The sequence below is a fragment of the Campylobacter concisus genome (assembly GCF_002912425.1).
In the GTDB taxonomy this organism is placed as follows: domain Bacteria; phylum Campylobacterota; class Campylobacteria; order Campylobacterales; family Campylobacteraceae; genus Campylobacter_A; species Campylobacter_A concisus_AH.
This window is the reverse complement of record NZ_POYR01000075.1, coordinates 1-15,983: the sequence shown is the minus strand read 5'-3', so window position 1 is coordinate 15,983 and position 15,983 is coordinate 1. Positions and strand designations below refer to the sequence as shown.

The window sequence follows — 15,983 nt, the reverse complement described above, 5'->3', positions numbered from 1 at the left end:
ATAATAAGCAATTCTAAAAACCCATTTACATATTGCTAACAGAAAAAGGAAACATTATGAATAAATATTTGCAACAATTAGTTGAATTATCTGATCTTGACAAACAAATAGATGGTTTCATGCCACGCATACAAGAAGTAGAAAAAGCCTATAAAAGCATAGAAGAAGAGTGTGAAATTATAGCGGTTAATGTAGAAAGACTTGACGAAGAGGTAGATGATCTAAAATCACAAAAATCAGGCACAAACGCTCACATCGCAGAGTTTAGCGCAAAGATCAAAGACGTGGCTAAAAAAAGCTCAAGCGCAAAAAGCGAAAAAGAGATAAAAGCTCTAGGTCTTGAAGAAGATATCGCAAAAGAGCAGCTTGAAGCAGCAAACGAAGAGATTGCTAGACTTGAAAAACTAATAGACAATAAAAATGCTCAAAAAGATGAGCTAAATGCTAAAAAAACAGAGCTTGAAGGAAATTTAGAAAAGATAAAAAGCGAGGTTTCATCTGAGCTTGAAAAGATCGAAAAAGAGCGCAAAGATGTCTATGCTAAAAAAGATAAACTTGTCGCTGCGATGAACCAAAAAATACTAGCATTTTACGAAAAGATCAGAAAATGGGCTCACAACACAGCCGTTGTGCCTGTTAAAAAACAAGCTTGTTATGGCTGCTTCATGCAGATAAATGATAAAACTTTCTCTGCGGTTGTAAAAGGCGAAGATATCGTTACTTGTCCGCATTGTGGCAGAATTTTATATAAACAAGAGCAATAACACGTTTCGTGATAATAATATATTATTTTTTAGCCTCAATACTCTATTTTTTTGGGGCTATTTTTCTACTTTTATTAAGTTTCAAAAAAAAATACCATAGATCGATCCCGGCACGTTTTTTTCTCTTTAATAATCCTAAATTTCAAGATGCAGATGTGCATTTTCATGCTTGCTCGTTTGGTGAGGTGCAAGCGCTTAAGCCTTTGATGCAAAAATTTAACAGCAAAGCCATAAGCGTGGTGACAAATACGGGCTTTGAAGCGGCAAGTAAAATTTGCTCTAACACGAGATTTTTGCCATTTGAAATTTTCTTGCCATTTTGGTTAAAAAAGAGCAAAATTTTAGTCATTTTTGAGGCTGAGCTTTGGCTTATGCTAGTTTTTATGGCAAAGCTAAAAGGTAGCCGAGTGATCCTGATAAACGCTAGAATTTCAGATAGAAGCTACAAAAGCTACTTAAAATTTGGCTTTTTTTACAGATATCTTTTTAAATTTATAGATAAAATTTACGCCCAAAGCGAGCTTGATAAAGAGCGGTTAAAAACGCTAGGAGCAGGTGAAATAGAGGTCGTTGGCAACATAAAAGCTGCGTTTTTGCCAAGTGTGAGTAGAGTTTATGAAAAGCCAAAAGCTAGAGTGATCGTGCTGGCAAGCACACATGCCAGCGAAGAAGAGATGATTTTAGATGATTTAAATTTAAAAGAAAACGATCTTTTAATCATCGCACCACGCCACCCTGAGAGATTTGTAGAGGTTGAAAAGCTAGCGAGTGATTACGCTAAAAAGCATGATTTTAGCTTTGCTAAATTTAGCCAAAGGCATAAATTTGATGCTAAAGTAAATTTGCTTGATACTTTAGGCGAGCTTGTAAATGTCTATGCCATTAGCGATGTAGTCGTGCTTGGCGGCAGTTTTGTGCCAAATATCGGCGGGCACAATCCAATCGAGTGCGCACAATTTAACCCAGTGATAATTAGCGGCGAGTTTATATTTAACCAAAAGGCGTTATTTAGCCTAGTTGAAAACATCTACATCGCAAAGGCTAGCGAGATCGGCGGCATAATAGATAGTGACGCCAAAAAGAGCAAGATCGCCGTGCAAGCAAGCGCTGATGCGATCATAGAAGATATAAGGAGCACTTTATGAGTGAAGAAAAAGCGTATAAAATTTTAGCCAAACAAAAAAACATCTCAAACAACGAGGCAAAGGAGCTAATCGACAGCGGGCTAGTCTATGCCAAGGGGCAAAAGGTGATGATCGCTCGTGCGCTAATGAGTGAAAATACTAAATTTAGCGTCGAAGAGATGCCAAAGCCAAGCGTTATCTTTGAAGATGAAAATTTAATAGCCATTAACAAACCTGCTGCGATAACTAGTGAAAAAATCAGCCAAATTTATAAATTTCCGCTTCTTCATAGACTCGATAAGGACACAAGCGGCGTGCTGCTTCTTTTGAAAAATGACGAGTTTGCTAGCCTTGCCATAAATGAGTTTAAAAAGATGAAGGTTGAGAAAATTTACGTAGCCGCAGTTAGGGGCATCATGAGCGAGGAGGTGGTCGTAAATGAGCCGATCTTAACGATAAAAAATAAAAATGGCGCCTTTTCAAAGATATCAAAAGATGGCAAAGAGGCGATCAGTGAAATTTCACCACTCATGGTTGTGGGCAAAAAAACGCTTGTAAAAGTTGCCATAAAAACAGGCAGAACGCATCAGATAAGAGTGCATTTGGCTAGCTTAAATTTACCTATAGTTGGCGATGAGAAATACGGCAAAAATAGGGCAAATAGAATGTTCTTGCATGCCTATTCTATCGCTCTTTTAGACTATAAATTTAAAGCGCCGATCCCAAAAGAATTTAACTCTCTTGGATTTGAGCTGTCTAATAAATTTGAAATTTAAAGAGCAATAAAGAAATTATTTAGTAATATACGCCCTTTAATAACAACTTAGAAAGGTGATTAGTGTTCGAACAAATTAGCGAGTCTTTTAGATTAGCCGTTAGCAAGATACGTTTTGTAGATGACGAAAAAGCTCTAAAAAACGCACTTGACGTGCTCAAAAAAGCTCTTTTAAAAGCTGATGTTCACCATAAAGTCACCAAAGATTTGCTTACATCTATCGAAAGCGAACTAAAGCAAACTGGCGTAGGCCAAAAGAATTTCCTAGATGCGATCAAGTCAAATTTAACGACTATCTTAACAGCTCCTGGCAACCAAGGCTTTGTCTATGCACCAGTTGCACCGACCATTGTTTTGATGGCTGGCTTGCAAGGTAGCGGTAAAACTACGACAACTATCAAGCTTGCAAATTATCTAAAGCTAAGAAAGAAAAAAGTTTTAGTCGCAGCTTGTGACTTGCAAAGATTAGCAGCGGTTGAGCAGCTAAGACAGCTCTGCGTTGCAAATGAGATCGATCTTTTCTATATAGAAAACGAAAACAACCCTATAAAAGTAGCAAAAGAAGCACTAGAAAAAGCAAAAAGCGGCCTTTATGACGTGCTTTTAGTGGATACCGCTGGTCGTCTTGCGATCGATGAAAAGTTGATGCAAGAGATAAAAGATGTAAAAAATGCGATAAATCCACATGAAATTTTCTACGTAGCTGACGCTATGAGCGGACAAGATGCTGTAAAAACAGCTACAAGTTTTAATGAAATTTTGGGAATTTCTGGAGTTATCCTTTCTAAATTTGACTCTGACTCAAAGGGTGGCGTAGCTATTAGTATCGCAAAACAGCTAAATATCCCACTTAGATTTGTTGGTACTGGCGAGAAAGTAGCTGATATCGAGAGCTTTATACCAGACCGCATCGTAAGCCGCATAATGGGCGAGGGCGACTTAGCTACTTTGGTTGAGAAAACATCGACTATTATCGATGAAAAAGAGGCAAAACGTCTAAATCAAAAGATAAAAAAAGGTCAGTTTAACTTTAATGACTTTTTAGATCAAATGGAAAGCGTTAAAAAGCTTGGTAGCATGAAGTCTTTGATGGGAATGATACCTGGTCTTTCAAATATTGCAAATCAGATAAAAGATATAGACCTTGATAATTCAAAAGAAATTTTGCATATTAAGGCTATGATAAACTCTATGACGCAAAAAGAGCGTGAAAATCCAGACCTTTTAAACAATAGCAGAAAAAGACGTTTGGCAGCTGGCTCTGGACTATCTCAAGTAGAGGTAAATCGCTTTTTGAAACAGTTTGAAAATGCCTCAAAGCTTGCTAAGAAATTTTCAGGAAAGGGCGGAGCAAAAGGACTTGCAAATATGCTTTCACAAGCAAATTTAAAAAGACCTGTTTGATAAAAGGGTTTAAATTTGGATATTTGTTATCTAAATTTAAGCTTTATTTAAAAACAAGAGGAGAATATAATATGGCAACAGTAGTAAGACTAACAAGAATGGGACGTAAAAAAAGACCTTTTTATCGTATAGTTGTTACAGATAGCAGAAAAAGACGCGATAGCGGTTGGATAGAGAGCATTGGTTATTACAACCCTATGGTTGAGCCAAATGTTATAAATTTCAACAAAGAGAGATTGGATTACTGGAAAAGCGTCGGTGCTAAACTTAGCGACAGAGTTGCACAAATTACAAAATAATGGTTGAAAATTTTTTATACGAATACGCCAAGCTAATAGCTGATTTTCCAGAAAAAGTGACTATTGAGCGTCAAGAGCTTGGTGAAAATTTTGTCGAGATCATTATAAGCGCTGATAAGGTTGACACTGGAAAGCTTATCGGTAAAGACGGCAAAATGATAAATGCTATAAAGACCGTTATTATTGGCTGTAAAGCCAAAGACAATACAAGTTATAGAGTAACGGTAAAAGCTATTGAATAGTGATATTGTCGAAGTCGCTACCATCGGGAGATGTGTTGGTTTAAAGGGCTATTTAAAGCTTCACAACAAGAGCGACTTCCCAGAGCAATTTAAAAAAGGTGTAACCTTTTTTGATAAAAACAGTGTTCAGCTAACAATAAAAGACTATAACAGACAAAAAGAGCTGGTTCTGTTTGAAAATTTTGATGACTTAGACCTTGCTAAAACACTTGTAAATAGAACTATCTATACCACAAAAGAACTTACTAGAAAAAACTGCAAACTAAAAAAAGATGAATTTTTTCAGTTTGATATCATTGGATTAAAAGTTGTAGAAAATGGCGAAATTTTGGGTATTGTAGAAGATATTCAAGATAATTTTGCAAATTCACTTTTATACATAAAAACTGATGAAGTACTTATTGCGGCTGGTAAACCAAAGAATTTCTACATTCCATATTTGGAGCGTTTTATCGAAAGCGTAAATTTGGATAGTGGAGAGATTTTGGTAAAAGGTGCTAGAGACATCTTAGAAAATTCATGAAATTTACATTTATTACACTTTTTGAAAATCTAGTCAAACCTTACTTTTGCGATTCTATTTTAAAACGTGCAATTAGTAATAAATTTATTGAAATTGATTTCATAAATCCAAGAAATTTTACCAACAATAAGCACAATAAAGTTGATGATTATATGATCGGAGGTGGAGCAGGGCTTTTGATGTTTCCGCAGCCTTTGGATGAGTCGATCAAATTTGTAAAAGAAAAATATAAAAATGCTCATATGATCTTTTTGACACCAGCTGGTAAAAAATTTAGTCAAAATGATGCAAAAAGGCTCTCTAAAAAAGATCATATTTGCTTTGTTTGCAGCAGATACGAAGGTCTTGATGAGAGAGTTGTTGAGCTTTGGGCGGACGAAGTTTTTTGCATAGGTGATTTTATTTTAACTGGCGGAGAGCTTCCAGCACTTTGTATGAGTGACGCGATATCAAGAAACGTACCTGGGGTTTTAGGAAACGACATGAGCCTTGAAATAGAGAGCTTTGAGGATAATCTGCTTGAAGCTCCATCTTTTACAAAACCTGATAGTTTTAAATCACTCTTTGTGGTTTCAGAGTTTTTAAAGGGTAATCATGCTAAAATCCACAACTTAAAAAACAAGATGGCTCACTGCAAAACAAGGTACTTTCGCCCTGATTTATATCAAAAGCTAAAGCCACATAAATAAGGAAAAACATGAGAAATAAATACATTGAAGCGTTTGAAAATGCTCAAATTGCTAGTAAGAATATCCCTGACTTCCGTGCAGGAGATACATTGCGTGTGGCTACTCGTATTCACGAGGGAGACAAAACGAGAATTCAAAATTTTGAAGGCATTTGTATAGCTAGACGTGGTAGCGGCACTGGTGAAACATTTATCATCAGAAAAATCGGTGCTAACAGTGTTGGTGTTGAGAGAATTTTCCCAATATTTAGCGATTCTATCGAAGAGATAAAGGTCCTTAGAAAAGGTCGTGTTAGAAGAGCTAAACTATTCTATCTACGCGAACTACGCGGTAAAGCAGCTAAGATCCGTGAACTTAGAAAATAAAACTTTTTCCCTGAAATTTTCAGGGACTCTCTCCTATAAAATATATTTAAAATCATTTTTATATTACTTGATATTTATACTTCATTAATCACTCTTTGCTAGAATTTTATTTCAAATTTACTTTTAAGGAATAAAGATGAAAAAAATTTTGATTTCACTTGCAGCTATTGCGTCTTTGGCTATGGCAGCAATCAATCTAAACACAGCTACAAAAGAGGAACTTATGAGTCTTGATGGTATCGGCAGTGCAAAAGCAGATGCTATCATCGAGTATAGAAAAGCAAATAAATTTAACTCAATCGACGATCTCAAAAATGTAAATGGCATCGGCGATAAAACTTTTGATAACCTAAAAGGTGAAATTTCTACTACTGGCAAGAGCGAAGTAAGCGAAAAAGCAAAAGCTGGTAAGAAGAAAATGGATGAGGCAAAAGACGAGATGAAAGAAAAAATCTCTGATAAAAAAGATAAATTTAAAAAGAAAGCTTCTAAAACCAAAGAAGAGCTAACTTCTAGCAAAGAAGATGAAACTAGTATGAGTGAAAAAGCAAAAGATGAAAAAGACAAAGTTGTTGACAAAGTAAAAGAAAAGAAAGAAAAAGCTGCTTCAAAAGCTAAATCTAAAAAAGAAAAACTTAAAGAAAAACTAGAGAAATAAAACATTTTAAAACCTGCTTGTCTTTACAAGTGGGTTTTATAAATTCATATATTTTTGTTTTAATTATAATCGACAAAAAATTTCATAACCTTCTTCAAATTTTATTGACCCAATAATTTGTTTTATTATAATCTTTAGCCAAGGTTTTTTGCTAAATTGTGTCAAAATAGCTGCCATCTAACTTTGCCAACTAAAAATTTATATGGAACTGCCCTGAAAAAACGACTATCAAAAGAGTGATTGCGGTTGTCGCCAACCATGTTTGGTGGGTTTCAAACTCCAACGGAGTAAATTCTAATAGCCTTGTAAATTTGTGCCTAAATCTTTTATATCTTTGTTTCAAACTCCAACGGAGTAAATTCTAATTATCCATAAGTTTCCAGCCTAGATATATCCTGCAAGTTTCAAACTCCAACGGAGTAAATTCTAATACCACGCCGAAAGCTCATCGAAATCTTGCGTTTCTTTGTTTCAAACTCCAACGGAGTAAATTCTAATGCTAAAACCTTTTAGGCTTTGATTGACGACTGGAATGTTTCAAACTCCAACGGAGTAAATTCTAATAAAATGGCGTGCCTGTGGGTGTTTTACACATCCACGGTTTCAAACTCCAACGGAGTAAATTCTAATTCGCAAAAGTTATTTAGCTCTGTTGGTGGCTCGAGCTGTTTCAAACTCCAACGGAGTAAATTCTAATGAAAAAGTAGTCAAAAGCTGGGACACCTATAACACGTTTCAAACTCCAACGGAGTAAATTCTAATCTGGGTCAACCACGAACTTATGAACATCCCACAGAGGTTTCAAACTCCAACGGAGTAAATTCTAATTGCACGCTTGACGACCGCCAAAACGCCGACAAGAATGTTTCAAACTCCAACGGAGTAAATTCTAATGGCTAAAGCTTTTAAACTCTGTTCTTTGCTGGTTGGTTTCAAACTCCAACGGAGTAAATTCTAATTTTATGAATTTCATTTTTATCCTTTTACTATCGCCGTTTCAAACTCCAACGGAGTAAATTCTAATTTTGTGAAATTGAGGTTTTGGGTAATAAATGCGAAAAGTTTCAAACTCCAACGGAGTAAATTCTAATACTTTATCTCAGCAAAGAAAGAAAGCAGCGAAAGCCGTTTCAAACTCCAACGGAGTAAATTCTAATTTAATCTAAGTCCGCTTTTTAATACAAGCTTTACCAGGTTTCAAACTCCAACGGAGTAAATTCTAATGATATATTTCATCAAAGCGGCGCTAAACATAATTGGTTTCAAACTCCAACGGAGTAAATTCTAATTCTTTGGCTCATAAAGAAAGAGCCTATATATCAGTTTCAAACTCCAACGGAGTAAATTCTAATTCTTTTCTGGCGCATCTATGCTGGCAAGCCTAATCCGTTTCAAACTCCAACGGAGTAAATTCTAATTTGCACCTACTGCGTCTATTGTGTTGGTGTTGTAGTGTTTCAAACTCCAACGGAGTAAATTCTAATGCTTTTTCGGCTTTTTCGGCTGCGACACCTTTAAGTTTCAAACTCCAACGGAGTAAATTCTAATAAAAGCCTTTGTTTAATCCAGCTGATCCAGATAGTTGTTTCAAACTCCAACGGAGTAAATTCTAATAGCACCAAAAAGCTGATTTATAGGCCTTTTGATGCAAGAAGTCTATATTTTTTCGCCTTAAATTTGACTAAAATTTAGCCATGTGTAAATACGCCAAGCCCTAAATTTCAAGCTTTTTAAAATCTTAAAAAACGCTTTATTAAAATGCGATTTCACTCCCACTCAAAGCCTTCATAAGGCGCGTCCTCGCAGATGCACTTTCTAAGCTTGTTTGCTTCGCGGCGGATCACCTGCCTCCACGTTAGCTCCCTACCGCCCACCGTGAGCGTCTCGCAAAGGCGTGAGATCATCTTTAGCTCGATCTTTTGCACGGCGTCGTTGCTAAATTTTATCCTGCCAGCGTCCGTTTGGAAGTCCTTTGCGGTGATCTCTTTTTTATTTAGCATGTTAAAAATCAGCGTATCGCCCAAGATCGGCTTAAAAATCTCCGCAAGATCGAGGTGAAGGCTTAACGCGCGGTAGTTTGGCTCGTGCAAAAAGCCGATGCGAGGATCTAGCTCGGTCTTGTAAATTTCGCTGAGGCAAACGTTATAAATGCGCGTATTTACGTAGCTTATGAAGCTGTTGATCTTATCAGCGGGCGGGCGTTTTGAGCGGACGGTAAATTTAAAGCTTCGCTGATCTGCGATGATCTCGTTCCACTTTTCGTAGTAGAGCTTTTGAAATGCACCCTCTATCGCCATTATTGCAGGCACGCTAGTGGCGGCATCTAGTGCCTTTAAGTATGGCTGTGCGTCAAATTTCACGCCGTGTCTTTTGCAGTTTGCCGCGTCGTTTATAATGTGGGCTCGAGTTATCTCGCGCGCGATATATGCACGTTTGATTGGATCGTCAAAAGAGCGGAGCTGGCACAGCAACACAAAGCCACTTTTATTTACGGAGTTTGGCGTGTTTGGGTAGAAATTCCCACGAAAGCTCTGATACGGACTAAAGATGTGCAAAAGGATGTTATTATCCGCCAAAAACGCGATGGTGTAGGTGTCGATCTGCACTTTTGCTAGCACGTAAATTTCATCGATCGCGTTTATCGGCAAAATTTTACTAGCGACAAGCGCGCCAGTCTCGTCAAATTTTTCAAAATAGATATTATTATCTTGCCTATAAAGCCTGCCTGGACTAAGTATAAAGTGCGTCCTATCGCTCTTTTGCATATTTGCTCCTTAGCTAAATACCGGGCTATTTTTATCTACGCCGATGACGATGCGCTCGGAGTATTTTAGTGAGTTAAATGTGTAGATCACGATGGAGTCAAGCTCGTCTACGCACTCTTTTTGTAGCGTCTTGCTTAGCTTTTTAAAGTCGCTCTCGCGGATCTCGCCCTCATAGACTGAAAACTGCACGCGAGGCAGAAATTTCTCGACCGCTTTTCTGATGCGATTTGCGTTATTTCGCTCTTTTTGCTCGCGCCCTGCGATGTTGTAAAAAAGTATCACATACATCTTCTCTCCTAAACAGTGCAATAGTCGCGATATGCGCAGTTTTGGCAAAATTTGCCCTGCGTAAATTTGGGCGGCTTTTCTAAATTTGCAAGCGCGCTTATCTCGCCTAAAATTTGTTCGATCAGAGCGAAATTTTCACTGCTATCTTCCACTAATATCACCTTTTTACCGCTTATTAGTTTGCCTTTTACCTCTTTTAAGTTTAAGACCGTTTTTAAAAGATAGATGTAAAAAAGTAGCTGCATCTTGCCTGCAAGCTCGTTTTTTAGGCTTTTTTACTTCGCTCGCGCTCGTAACGCTAAAGCGAGGATACTCGGTGATAAGATAATGTCCGCGCTGCTTGGAAAGTTTGTCGAATTTCAAATTTGAAAATACAAAGTCCTGCAAATCGCTCTCTTTGATATCAGCCAAAGCCTTGCCCATTAGCACGTTTTCATCCTCTTGGTCCGCGTGGATCTGATGTGCGTAAAGCCACGCCTCACGCTTACAGGTGACGTAGTAATTCACAAGTGTGCCAGTGATCTGATCTTTTGAGAACATTAGTCAAATACATCGTCCTCAATATCCAAATTCGTATCTTTTTTAAGGCCATACTCGGCACTATAAAAATAAGACGAGCCAAATGGCAGATAAAACATATCTTTAAGCCCATTTATCTGTTTTAAATTTGGCATTAGCTTATTCATATCTTTTAACGCTACGTTTATGCTAAATTCTGGCAACTTTCTGATGTGGTTTTTAAAAAGATCTCTTATGGTAAATTTCTCATTTGGACTATTTTTGATCTCAAAAATTTTAGCTTCAAAATCTTTAATGAAATTTTCTTCAGGCTCGATTATTATAGTTTGTTTGTAGTTGTCGTTCATGATATCTTCGATTTTTTGATTTATATTTTCAAATTCCAACTTTTTTATCTCACTTTTTATATGCAAAATTTCCAGTTGATTGCTTATTTTTTGAAAATACAAATTTGAAATTTCTAAAATTTCACTCTCTCGCACCTCTTTTTGCTTAAGATCGCCCAAAATAGCCCCGCTAACTTTATATAGATCGCCGTAAATCAAATTTGTAAATTTACTTATTTCGGGAAAGACGTATAGCTCGCCCCTTGTTGCTCCAAAATGCCTATTTACGCGCCCTGCTGTTTGTATGATAGAGCTAATGGGCGAGACTTCGCGAAATCCAACGTCAAAATCAAGATCCACTCCAGCTTCTATGGACTGCGTGGAGATAAGTAAAATTTTGCTTGCGAGTGGATCAACTTTGCTTTTATTTACCGCGCACCTTACAGCCTCTATAGTAGCGCGCTTGTGATCATCATACATATATCCGTTTAGGCAAAAACAGCTAAATTTATCTCTTAGCTTTACAAATAGTTCTTGTGCTTTTTTGATAGTATTTACGACGACTAGAGTATTTTTATCGCTTGCGCTTTCGCAAATCTTTTCCAAAAGTTCATCTTCGCCACCTATATCAAGCCATTTTATGACGTATCTATCCTGCTTTGCAAAATAGTCTAAATTTGAAATTTCTTTAAATTTTTTGCTTTTGATAACCGGCATCGTCGCCGACATAAATATAAAAATAGTGCCGAGCCACTGCGAAATGATCTCGCAAAGCAGGATAAAATCTTTTCTAAAGTTATATGGGATCGCTTGAGCCTCGTCGATGATAACGACGCTATTTTTTAGCTGATTAAATTTAACATTATCTTTGTTTTTGTTACCAAATAGCGCAAATATCAGCTGATAAAGCGTAGTTACGTTTATCTCGCCGCTAAAAGACTCCATTAGAAATTTAATCTTTGAGTATCTATCCTCTTTGGTTAGATTTTCTTCGCCTATTGTCGTTTTGTGGTGTGCCTTGCTGACCAAAATATCGCTATTTTTATAAATTTTTGCGACTATATCGTAGGTTTGATCGATTATTGAGGTAAATGGAAGTGCATAAATTATGCGAGATTTGTTAAATTTCAATGCAAAATTTAATGCCGTCAAGGTCTTGCCATAGCCTGTAGGCGCAGTTAAAGTAAAAAGCTTGTAGTTTTTGTCAAAGTTATTTAAAACAAATTTTCTAAACGCATCTCGCTTTTTATTTGGCGGTAAATTTTTGATATCACTCTCTAAAACATCTATCGGTATATCTTTACTTTCTTGTTTTGGCATGCTAAAAATAGCTTCAAATTTATCGCTATAAATCAAATTTGAATACAGGCTTTTGAAATTTATAAAGTCCTCATAGGTAAATTTGTGCCTGTACTGCGATAAAACTAAGTATTGACGAAGCTTTTCAGCTCTATCTAAAAACTCATCTTTTTTTGTAGATAATCCAGAATAGATCTTAATGTTTTTAACAGCGCCAGCCACTTCATCCCACTGCTCTAGCTCTTTTTGGTTTTTGAAAAATTTATTAGCCTCCCTAGCTAGCGTCATTAAATTTGCCACGTCGCCATGGTGCGAAACGATGGCAAGAAAGCCAAATATAGTCGGTACCTCATCAAATTTTGAGTTTAACAAGAAAAAATATGCCGACAAAAGCGAGTGGTTTTTATCCAGCTTGTCGTTTGAAGTATCTCTGATGTAAATTTGAAAATTATTCTTCAGTTTTGCAATGTCGTGGTAGAGTTTGACCTGCCTATCCAGCTCTTCATCGTCAGGCGAGATCATATTTTTTATATGATTTTCTAAAAGTTTATTTGGATGAGACCAAAACTCGTCAAATAAAATAGACTCTTTCATCGTTTATCTGATAAATATTTTCATGATTTTTGGATTTTATAAGCTCTTTGCCGTTTATCTCCATTACAAAGTCTTTAAAATCTTTAAAAATTCGTCCATTTTCGCAGCCACAAGGCATTCTTGCCGTAGTTAATTTCGCATTTTCATCAATGCCTTCAAAAACAAAATCATCCATAAGTGTAAATGTATCTATAAAGCTTTCATCTTGTGATATTTTTTCGCATATTTTTATATCGATCCAGCTAAAATCCGCTATACAAAAATTTATCCCAAGATAGGGCGTAAAGGCAGTTTTATGCTCTTTTAAATTTGAGATTATTTTATCTTTATATATTTGCTCTAAATTTTCTAAATTTAAAAATACGACATAAGACGGCGAGCAGATTAGCTCTCTGTAAAACTGCTTTTTCTCTTTTGCGTTTTGACAGCCTTCCTCTATGTGCATATTGCTTGAGAGGGCAAATTTTATGCCGTTAAAGACAAAACTCTTTTTTAAAATTTGCCTATTTATTTTTACGCTGTATTGGATGTTTGAAAGCTTAAAGTACTCTTCCTCGCCTATAACAGCGCCTAAAAAGCCCATTATGGTAGTTTTTGGTGGCACTGGATAGGTTAGGCTAGAATAAATCGTTGCTGGATGCGAGAAATGAGCGTAATCGCCAAATAATCTAAAAGCAATAATGCTCATTTTATGCCTCTATCTTTTTCCAGCTGCTATCAAAATTCCCTTTGTTTATCGCTTCAAAATCATAATCGCTCATATACTCTATCTTTTCTATATTTGCAGTGTATCTTGCGAGTTTATTTTTTAAATTTGTAAAGTCGATAGTGTATTCGTTTATGCTTCTTACCACTCTATCTTCTTTTTCGCTTTTTAGGCTTATGCTATTGTTTAGATCGCCTGCAAATGTATCGTCTTTGTATGTGATGATTAGCATAAACCTCGGAGTCTGACCGATTTTGGAGCGAGTTGTTAGGTTTTTAGTGCCGTGCCACAAAGCTTTTAAAATTTTAGCTTCATCGGCTTCGCTAAAGCCTGTTTTTGCTGCATTATAGTTGTCTATGATGCCGTAAGTGGCAAAAATAGCGTATTTTATAAATTCCTCTTCTCTAAAAGTCGCTTGATCTTTTTGTTTTTTTGGATCGTTTGGATCGTAATCGCTAGCAAAAGCGCCAGTTCCTTTAATATGCTCTACTTCGACCTTGTTTAGGGATTTGCTTAGTCTAAACTGCACTGGCCCAGTAAATTGAACGCCTGCAGTTTTTATCTCCTTATCCTGCTTCATCTCATCTTTATCTGAAATAGGCAAAACTCCGCCAAATGCGCGGATATCGATAAATTTAGACAAAATTTCTTTTTGCAGTTCGCTTTTGCCTTGCTTTATATTTATGCTCTGTCTGATCGCAGTTTTAGCGTCTAGCAGGGCGTCCTCTATCCTATACTCCTTTATAAAAATCGACGCCTCGTCTTTTTTCATGATCTCATCTCTAATAGTCCTTTTTACACGCACGTCCGTCACCTCAGCTACGCCAGTTTCATCATCTCGCCTAGGAGCGTTATCCTTTAGCATGTCGCCATTTGGGTTCCAGTTCTCTCCGTCCCATAAAAAAAGTATCTCTTTTTTTCGCATCTTATTCTCCTTATTTTGTTTTGTCTTTTATAAATTTACGATAATCGCTTCCGCCCATAGCAAAAGCAAGCGTAGTATGCGAGGTTTTTACCATCTTTCTCTCCTTAGAAAAGACCTGCGGTAAAATTTCGATCAAACACTCTTTTATGTTTTCAATGTTAGAATTTGGCTTGCCAGAAGCGGCCTTAAGTTTTCTAATCATCTCGTCGCACTTGGTCCAAATTCGCTCCAAATTTTCCATACTTATAGATCCGCAGTCATTGAGCCAGTTGCTAAAAGATACGCCGCCGTTCACGCCAAGCTGCCAGTTTATCAGGGCTGCGCTTAGCATACCGAGCAAATAAGCGCTAATGAGCGCATCGTTTTGATTTAAAAACTCGCTATTTTTGATTAGCTCTTTGATCAGTTCTTTTTTATCGGTTAAATTTTCCAAATCGCACTCCTTTTGAAAGACTAGTTTTTTGTTTAAGACATTGGTCTCATTAAAGAAATTTTGATATTTTGCAATATTTTCAAACTTTCTTTCTTTATAAAAATCGTTAAAGTATTTGCTCCATTCCAACTTTTTTGCGTAGCTTTTATTGACGCTACCATAATAAATCAGATCGCTATATCTTTCTATCATAATCTCTAAATCAAATTTATTTCTTGATAGTAAAAAGTTCATCACGCCAAGCCTATCTTCAAATAAATTTTGCAGGTAAATTGTCTCATCTGTGCCGCTATTTTTTTCATAGAAGGCTTTTATGTTAAAACAGCTCATTAAATTTGAGATGCGAGAGATAAAAGATGGCAAAACATCGTCTATCGCAAGCTTCAAATCGATAGCAGCGTTGCTTTGCGTGTAAAATAAAATCGTATTTAAAACAGGTAAATTTTCCTGCTTTTTAGCTGTTGTCTCAAGATAATAATCTATGCTAAATTTTATGGCTTCTTCGGCTATTTCAATATCTTTTATGTCGCTCTTTGAAGTCTCTTCAAGTATTTTTACGATCTCTTCTAAATTTACTGAGCTACTCAAAATAGTCGGTAAAATAGCTATTTTCATACCATAAAAATTATGCGATAGCTTATCTTTTATCGCTTTAAAGCCATTTTCTACCTTTTTTGCGCTATTGGCGCTCAGTGGCAGTAGTTTTGATTTGATAAATTGCATATTAGTGGGCATCTCATTTACCGAGCAAAATGCTAAATTTGCATCGCCACCGATACCTTTTTCATTTGTCAAAATATCATATCCGTAAGATGATTTTTGCTCTTTTACACTGATATGATTTTCAAAAATTTGCTTAAAATATGCAGAAACCGGCTTATCATCATACGAGAGCGAGAAAAAAGTAGCGACTTTTTTGCCTTTTTCGTTTTTTAGCTCATCAAGACCTTTGATCTCATCTATAATATCAGCAAAATACTCTTCGTTTATGCTTGATAGTATGGATAAAATAGCGTCTTTTTCTATAATGCTTGGCTCAAAAAGTGAGAGCAAATTTGAAATAGATTTCAAAATGCCTCTTATAAATTTAGCTTCGTCTTTATTTACGTCTTTGGATAAAAATTGAGAATTTGGGAAAAGATTGCCAGAATTTGCTCCAACGCCAAATCTACATATTATTAAGTCATCTTTACTTATATTGAAATTTGGCTCGATCTGCTTGGTTGCTATGTCGCAAAGATAGACTTGGATCTTGTCGTATTTATGATCGCCATTTTTTAGATTT

Annotated in this window: 17 protein-coding genes, 1 pseudogene and 1 CRISPR repeat array; of the genes and pseudogenes, 10 read left to right on the top strand and 8 right to left on the bottom strand. The window is 36.4% G+C overall.

From position 1 onward, the window contains the following. Positions 1–56: 56 nt before the first annotated feature. The 10 genes from CYP84_RS04435 (at position 57) to CYP84_RS11285 (ending at position 6,843) form a co-directional block, all read left to right on the top strand. Complete coding sequence (locus CYP84_RS04435) at positions 57–764, top strand: zinc ribbon domain-containing protein (RefSeq protein ID WP_103636804.1); 708 nt, start codon at positions 57–59, stop codon at positions 762–764. Positions 765–772: 8 nt separating this feature from the next. Further along, positions 773–1,909: a lipid IV(A) 3-deoxy-D-manno-octulosonic acid transferase gene (gene waaA / locus CYP84_RS04430; RefSeq protein ID WP_103636803.1), complete on the top strand. Its 1,137-nt coding sequence runs from the start codon at positions 773–775 to the stop codon at positions 1,907–1,909. Continuing rightward, the gene (locus tag CYP84_RS04425) at positions 1,906–2,664 is read left to right on the top strand and encodes an RluA family pseudouridine synthase (protein ID WP_103636802.1); all 759 of its coding nucleotides are present in this window, start codon (positions 1,906–1,908) and stop codon (positions 2,662–2,664) included. The genes waaA and CYP84_RS04425 overlap by 4 nt, the downstream gene beginning before the upstream one ends. Positions 2,665–2,726: 62 nt before the next feature. Next, complete coding sequence (ffh, locus tag CYP84_RS04420) at positions 2,727–4,067, top strand: signal recognition particle protein (RefSeq protein ID WP_103636801.1); 1,341 nt, start codon at positions 2,727–2,729, stop codon at positions 4,065–4,067. A gap of 71 nt (positions 4,068–4,138) precedes the next feature. Then, positions 4,139–4,366 carry a 30S ribosomal protein S16 gene (gene rpsP, locus CYP84_RS04415; protein ID WP_009293992.1) on the top strand — a complete coding sequence of 76 codons (228 nt, stop codon included), beginning with the start codon at positions 4,139–4,141 and terminating at the stop codon, positions 4,364–4,366. After that, positions 4,366–4,608: a KH domain-containing protein gene (locus CYP84_RS04410; protein WP_009293991.1), complete on the top strand. Its 243-nt coding sequence runs from the start codon at positions 4,366–4,368 to the stop codon at positions 4,606–4,608. The genes rpsP and CYP84_RS04410 overlap by 1 nt, the downstream gene beginning before the upstream one ends. Further along, on the top strand, positions 4,601–5,131 hold the full coding sequence (gene rimM / locus CYP84_RS04405) for a ribosome maturation factor RimM (RefSeq protein WP_103636800.1): 531 nt from the start codon (positions 4,601–4,603) through the stop codon (positions 5,129–5,131). The genes CYP84_RS04410 and rimM overlap by 8 nt, the downstream gene beginning before the upstream one ends. Next, complete coding sequence (gene trmD / locus CYP84_RS04400; protein ID WP_103636799.1) at positions 5,128–5,820, top strand: tRNA (guanosine(37)-N1)-methyltransferase TrmD; 693 nt, start codon at positions 5,128–5,130, stop codon at positions 5,818–5,820. The genes rimM and trmD overlap by 4 nt, the downstream gene beginning before the upstream one ends. 8 nt (positions 5,821–5,828) lie before the next feature. Next, positions 5,829–6,185 (top strand): 50S ribosomal protein L19, encoded by a 357-nt coding sequence (rplS, locus tag CYP84_RS04395; RefSeq protein WP_021088038.1) that lies wholly within the window; start codon positions 5,829–5,831, stop codon positions 6,183–6,185. A 136-nt stretch (positions 6,186–6,321) separates the two neighbouring features. Next, positions 6,322–6,843: a helix-hairpin-helix domain-containing protein gene (locus CYP84_RS11285; RefSeq protein ID WP_103636798.1), complete on the top strand. Its 522-nt coding sequence runs from the start codon at positions 6,322–6,324 to the stop codon at positions 6,841–6,843. Between the two features lie 161 nt (positions 6,844–7,004). On the opposite strand, the gene CYP84_RS10880 is transcribed toward CYP84_RS11285, so the two are convergent. The 8 genes and pseudogenes from CYP84_RS10880 to CYP84_RS04350 all read right to left on the bottom strand — a co-directional run. Continuing rightward, on the bottom strand, positions 7,005–7,103 hold the full coding sequence (locus CYP84_RS10880; RefSeq protein ID WP_219809659.1) for a S26 family signal peptidase: 99 nt from the start codon (positions 7,101–7,103) through the stop codon (positions 7,005–7,007). A 9-nt stretch (positions 7,104–7,112) separates the two neighbouring features. Next, a CRISPR array of direct repeats spans positions 7,113–8,457; the repeat unit is 30 nt; unit sequence GTTTCAAACTCCAACGGAGTAAATTCTAAT. A gap of 152 nt (positions 8,458–8,609) precedes the next feature. After that, entirely contained in the window at positions 8,610–9,608 is a 999-nt protein-coding gene (cas1, locus tag CYP84_RS04380) for a CRISPR-associated endonuclease Cas1 (RefSeq protein WP_103636797.1), read from the bottom strand. A 9-nt stretch (positions 9,609–9,617) separates the two neighbouring features. Beyond that, positions 9,618–9,896, bottom strand: coding sequence for a CRISPR-associated endonuclease Cas2 (cas2, locus tag CYP84_RS04375; RefSeq protein WP_103636796.1), 279 nt, complete (start codon positions 9,894–9,896; stop codon positions 9,618–9,620). Between the two features lie 8 nt (positions 9,897–9,904). Beyond that, positions 9,905–10,436 (bottom strand): annotated as a pseudogene (locus CYP84_RS04370) (Dna2/Cas4 domain-containing protein). Next, positions 10,436–12,634 (bottom strand): CRISPR-associated helicase Cas3', encoded by a 2,199-nt coding sequence (cas3, locus tag CYP84_RS04365; protein ID WP_103636795.1) that lies wholly within the window; start codon positions 12,632–12,634, stop codon positions 10,436–10,438. The pseudogene CYP84_RS04370 and the gene cas3 overlap by 1 nt, the downstream one beginning before the upstream one ends. Further along, positions 12,612–13,322: a CRISPR-associated protein Cas5 gene (gene cas5 / locus CYP84_RS04360; protein WP_103636794.1), complete on the bottom strand. Its 711-nt coding sequence runs from the start codon at positions 13,320–13,322 to the stop codon at positions 12,612–12,614. The genes cas3 and cas5 overlap by 23 nt, the downstream gene beginning before the upstream one ends. A 1-nt stretch (position 13,323) precedes the next feature. Then, positions 13,324–14,265 carry a type I-B CRISPR-associated protein Cas7/Csh2 gene (gene cas7b / locus CYP84_RS04355; protein WP_103567823.1) on the bottom strand — a complete coding sequence of 314 codons (942 nt, stop codon included), beginning with the start codon at positions 14,263–14,265 and terminating at the stop codon, positions 13,324–13,326. A 10-nt stretch (positions 14,266–14,275) separates the two neighbouring features. After that, positions 14,276–15,983, bottom strand: a 1,708-nt coding sequence (locus CYP84_RS04350) for a TM1802 family CRISPR-associated protein (RefSeq protein WP_103636793.1), incomplete at its 5' end; no start/stop codon positions are given.